Source organism: Desulfobacter latus, from assembly GCF_013389365.1.
GTDB lineage: Bacteria > Desulfobacterota > Desulfobacteria > Desulfobacterales > Desulfobacteraceae > Desulfobacter > Desulfobacter latus.
Genome location: NZ_JACADJ010000127.1, coordinates 1 through 4,359, shown reverse-complemented (window position 1 = coordinate 4,359; position 4,359 = coordinate 1). Strand labels below are relative to the sequence as shown.

The window sequence follows — 4,359 nt, the reverse complement described above, 5'->3', positions numbered from 1 at the left end:
TTGTTTTTACTTTTTAAAACTATCGAACAGAGAGAGATATAATTGAAGATTGTTAGAAAATTAAGTAACAAATAAAATTTAAAATGAAATTTGAGGGTTTAGAACCTAAAATAATCGAACCCCTTGTCAAGTGTCTTTAAACCCATGTTTTCGAAACTTCTGGCAACGATTTCTATTTCATTTGATAATCCAAGAGTTTCTTTTGCAATTTTTAGAATCGCAAAAGCGTCTTCCTTGCGATCATGATTGGGGATACGGCTGATTTCGAATAGCAATGCATCAGATGATATAAGTTCCAAATGATTGGACTCACACAATGATAAGATAACGAGAACTGCTTCTGCTTCAACGGCTATTCTTGGTTGAGATTTATCATCGAAAGGGCGCTGCAAGCTACAACAATCAAGATAAATTTTCATTTCATGGCGCTCCTATTCAGTTTATGTTTGTGTTTTGTTCGGAGTCCAACGATGTTGGAGCTTTGCTCTACAGCGATGGGTCCTGCAACTTGACTGTCAATTTAAATAGGTAATTCGATTGTTTTGTTGCACTTTCAGAAATTTCCTCTTTTCCAAGTCTTTAATGATTTTTTCCAGATCAGTTTCAGAAACTCCGCCTTGAAACTGATACATTGCCTTGATGGAATTTATTAATGATTTCTTTTTTGCTGGTTGTAGTTTTGTAATTCTATCCATTACGTATTGGATTGAACCTATATCCTTTGTCGGTTCATTATTTGAGACGTTTTGGCTTTTTTGATTCAATTGATTACGTTTTGCAGGATTTTCAATTTCCTCTTCTCGCCTCGCGAGCTGTATTAATAGCTGAGCCAAACTGATTTTATTCATACCAGCCGAACCGCCTTGGTACGCGATTCGTATGCCGGGTGGTGTGGGAGGGCTCCTCAGTAATGGGGAGTCCTATCCCTATTGGCCTACGATTCATGCTTAAATTTATTGCCCACCAACTCGTATTTCAATCTCAATTTTAGAACCTTGCTCATGGAAGCCTTTTTCAGAAAGGTTTTTCAGGGCCTCATCCGAATCGAGAGCTATTCTTTTTTCGCCTGGTTGTATATCAATTGTTTTTTCGACAACCAAGCCTCCTGTTTTTTCCTTAATCTCGGTTGGGAGCATTTCAATATCTGAGCCGCTTGGGACAAAAATATATAGTTTTTCATGAGGTCCTGGTGATTTTTTTGCTCTATATATATCAACTTTCATGCTTTTTCTCCTATACTGTTCCGTATGTTTCAAATGAAAATTTAAAACCATATCCCAAGGTGTCTGGTGGTGATGACAAATAAGCACATAGGGACATCATATGGGATGATAGGCTCTTTTGCTAATAAATTCCAACGGACATTGACTTGGTTAACAGCTTTACCTTCTGCCGCCAAATCTGAGTTGTAATGAGGATTCTTTTTAGGTTCTGATAAAGTGACGCCTACCCCAATTATGCCCCGCTGCTTAGTTCCCTGTTTAAAAAGGAAGACCCTACTTCCTATAGGTAAATCCTTTCTATTGCCACAAGTCCACGGCTCCTCAACACTTCCTTTTGTTTGAATTTGTTGGATTTGGTCATTTAAACTATTCCATGACCAGCGAGAGGGATTCCATGCCATTATAAAATTTCTCATAATTCTGACTTATGTTTCATTTTAAAAAGTAAAAAAACAATATGAAATAATCCGTTTGGGGGTAGAGCAACCGTCTCCGCTTTGATGCAAACGTTAAAGATCAGCGGCGCCGAAGGCGTCCGTCTGAATCGCCTTGTGTGTGCCGGGCACGGCACATGCTCTTAAAAGTGAGTCAAATGTATAGAATTTCAATGCATTTGACAAGTCTTAGACCCAGCCAGATGGAGGCGAAGGGTGTAGTGGTATGGCAACGGGGTATCGGTGACGATACTTCGGAAGGAAGCCGTCCTGCTGAGGCAGGGCACCACAAAAGTACGGGATGACGTACAGGAATCGAGTATAAGGCGCACATACCGGGACGAGCCTGCACAACAAGGTAAAGTCCTCTATCCATCACAGGGTATGTCCGTAAACTCGGCATTCACGTACTGAAAGGCATGTGTTTACCCCGGTAGATCTCCCATGTGCCAAAACGGCTGAGGATCGGGTAACCGGTCCTGACCGCATGGGAGAAGTCAGCAGAAGGCATAGTAGCCAGTGGAAACGAGCCCCGCAAAGCGGGAGCGAGGGCATAGATATGTTAGATATGCCGATGACGCCATAATTTTTTGTAAAAGTGCGAAAGCCGCCGAAAGGGTTATGCAGAGTATCACAAGATTTTTGACCGTGAAACTCAAGCTCAAAGTAAACAAAGATAAAAGTGCTGTCAGTCGACCATGGATAGGTAAATTCTTAGGATTCACATATTTTCAAATGTGTGGACAGTCCAAAATCCGGATTCATGCCAAAAGCATTAAACGGTTTAAGGATAAAATCCGGGAATTGACCTGCCGCAAGCGGGGTAAAAGCCTGTGGCAGGTGATTCAGGAGTTGAACCAGTATTTTCGGGGATGGTGGAATTATTTTCGGCTTACAGAAGCCAGACACTTCCTCAAAGGGCTCAAAGTCTGGATACTGCGGCGGCTGCGAAGCCTTGTTTGAAAACAATGGAAGAATCCCAAAACCAGGGTTCATAACCTTAAAAAACTTGGTATTTCGCACCATGATGCCATGCTTTGCGGCAATGCCCGCAAAAAGTATTGGCACATGAGTAAAATCAAGTGGGTTGCCATTGCCATGCCTGAAAGATATTTCATCGACAAAGGATTGTATCTACCCGGGAACTGATGCCTTAAATCAGCCGAACCGCCCTGGCACGTGATCCGTATGCCGGGTGGTGTGGGAGGGCTCCTCAGTGATGGGGAGTCCTATCCCGATTATCATAATTTTTGATCAAGCGTGAAGGGCTTCAAGTACCGCTTTGGGGTTTTTCGAGGCGATACATAACAAGGCTTTTGCAGGGCCTTCTGGTTTCCTCCTCCCTTGTTCCCAATTTTGAAGAGTTCTTACGCTTACTCCTATCATCATGGCAAATTCAGATTGTGAAACGCTTAAAGTTTTCCGAACCATTTTAATTTCAGGAGCTTCAATCTCAAAAACTCGACTTGGTTTCTTTTTTCCGGTTTTTATATCGCCAGCTTCTTTTATGCTTGAAAGCAACATATCAAAATCTTCGTTTTTCATAATAAATTCTCCTTTAATGCTTTTTTCAAGATTTTGACTTGTTCAGGGGTTAAATCTTCTTGTTCGTTTTTCTTGTACATGAATAGCATGTAAATCGTTTCGGGTTGATCGAAATAATAAATAACCCGTAAAGCCCCTCTTTTACCTGCACCAGGTAATTTCCAACGAATCTTGCGAATCCCTCCACTTCCTTTAATAATTGCCCCTGCACCTGGATTTAACATTAAAGCAGATTGCAATACTCGATAACTCGAGTCGGGTAGAAGCCTCAGGACTTGCTTGGTAAATATTGATGTTTCAATGAATTCCATAACACAACAATACGCCATTGGCGTATTTGAGTCAAGATAGGGATGGTTTTAAATGATAACGGGGAGCTGCAGCGTTTGGTTGGGCATTATCTTTCATCTTTATGCTTTGTTTGAACTGTCCTTTTTATCCGTAATGCCTCTTCCTGTGGCAGTTCGGACAGATGGCAATTGTGTTCTCAATTGTATCTTTTCCTCCCTTCAATACCTTCGCCAATTATGCTGTTTTTAAAGGCTGATGAATACAGCCTATGCTGCAGACCTCTTCATATAACTGAGAAATAAAATTGAATCCCTCAAAATGAGGATCATATTTTAATATATTTTTGAGATAGAACAGCGCGTGGAACCTAGTTTTCAAGTCATTGACGCTAAATGGGAGTGAGGTATCTGCAGCCCTTCCAATCGCAAGTGCAACATTCACCATAAACATGGCTATATTCGCTGCATTGTGTACTGCTTGTTCTTTAATATTCATGAAATCTTCAAGCCCCCAGTGCTGTTTTGCATCACGGAATGTAAATTCAATTTGAAATCTTAGTCGATAGTATTGGATCATCTTTTCAGCCGTAAGCTCCAGATCACTGCTGAACAAAATAACCCGGGCAGAACGTCCATTGGATAGGTTGCATTTCTCAATGATTACAACATTTAACTTTTGCGGATAGTCTTTGTGCCACATAACAGCTTGATAAATGTTTGAGCGGATCTTGTTTTCTACGGAGGAATCAACAAGGCAATGTTCAGGAAGATTGCTATAATTGATTTTTTCTCCATACTTCGGATATGGTCCTCGGCCGCTATATTCACCATCAAAAGGGAAGTAGAGCGCAGAGTTGCAATTGAGTT

The 4,359-nt window shown here is 41.1% G+C and carries 9 protein-coding genes; 1 reads left to right on the top strand and 8 read right to left on the bottom strand.

The genetic code is table 11. The features are described from left to right. Positions 1-98: 98 nt before the first annotated feature. The 4 genes from HXW94_RS18190 to HXW94_RS18175 form a co-directional block, all read right to left on the bottom strand. Positions 99-419, bottom strand: a complete 321-nt coding sequence (locus tag HXW94_RS18190) for a hypothetical protein (RefSeq protein WP_178368311.1) — start codon at positions 417-419, stop codon at positions 99-101. Between the two features lie 96 nt (positions 420-515). Continuing rightward, complete coding sequence (locus tag HXW94_RS18185; protein WP_178368310.1) at positions 516-848, bottom strand: hypothetical protein; 333 nt, start codon at positions 846-848, stop codon at positions 516-518. A 105-nt stretch (positions 849-953) separates the two neighbouring features. Then, positions 954-1,223: a YcgL domain-containing protein gene (locus tag HXW94_RS18180; protein WP_178368309.1), complete on the bottom strand. Its 270-nt coding sequence runs from the start codon at positions 1,221-1,223 to the stop codon at positions 954-956. Between the two features lie 41 nt (positions 1,224-1,264). Then, on the bottom strand, positions 1,265-1,624 hold the full coding sequence (locus HXW94_RS18175; protein WP_218576806.1) for a hypothetical protein: 360 nt from the start codon (positions 1,622-1,624) through the stop codon (positions 1,265-1,267). Positions 1,625-2,176: 552 nt separating this feature from the next. Between HXW94_RS18175 and HXW94_RS20190 the strand changes: the two genes are divergently transcribed. After that, positions 2,177-2,620, top strand: coding sequence for a group II intron maturase-specific domain-containing protein (locus HXW94_RS20190; RefSeq protein WP_343054708.1), 444 nt, complete (start codon positions 2,177-2,179; stop codon positions 2,618-2,620). 291 nt (positions 2,621-2,911) lie between these two features. Here the strand turns inward: HXW94_RS20190 and nadS are convergent, their stop codons facing one another. The 4 genes from nadS to HXW94_RS18150 all read right to left on the bottom strand — a co-directional run. Beyond that, entirely contained in the window at positions 2,912-3,202 is a 291-nt protein-coding gene (gene nadS / locus HXW94_RS18165; RefSeq protein WP_178366815.1) for a NadS family protein, read from the bottom strand. Continuing rightward, on the bottom strand, positions 3,199-3,513 hold the full coding sequence (locus HXW94_RS18160; RefSeq protein ID WP_178368307.1) for a type II toxin-antitoxin system RelE/ParE family toxin: 315 nt from the start codon (positions 3,511-3,513) through the stop codon (positions 3,199-3,201). The genes nadS and HXW94_RS18160 overlap by 4 nt, the downstream gene beginning before the upstream one ends. Positions 3,514-3,637: 124 nt before the next feature. Next, a complete protein-coding gene (locus tag HXW94_RS20485) occupies positions 3,638-3,715 on the bottom strand; it encodes an HNH endonuclease (RefSeq protein ID WP_425484228.1) in 78 nt (25 codons plus the stop codon). Between the two features lie 12 nt (positions 3,716-3,727). Next, positions 3,728-4,359, bottom strand: a 632-nt coding sequence (locus HXW94_RS18150) for a transposase (protein ID WP_178368305.1), incomplete at its 5' end; no start/stop codon positions are given.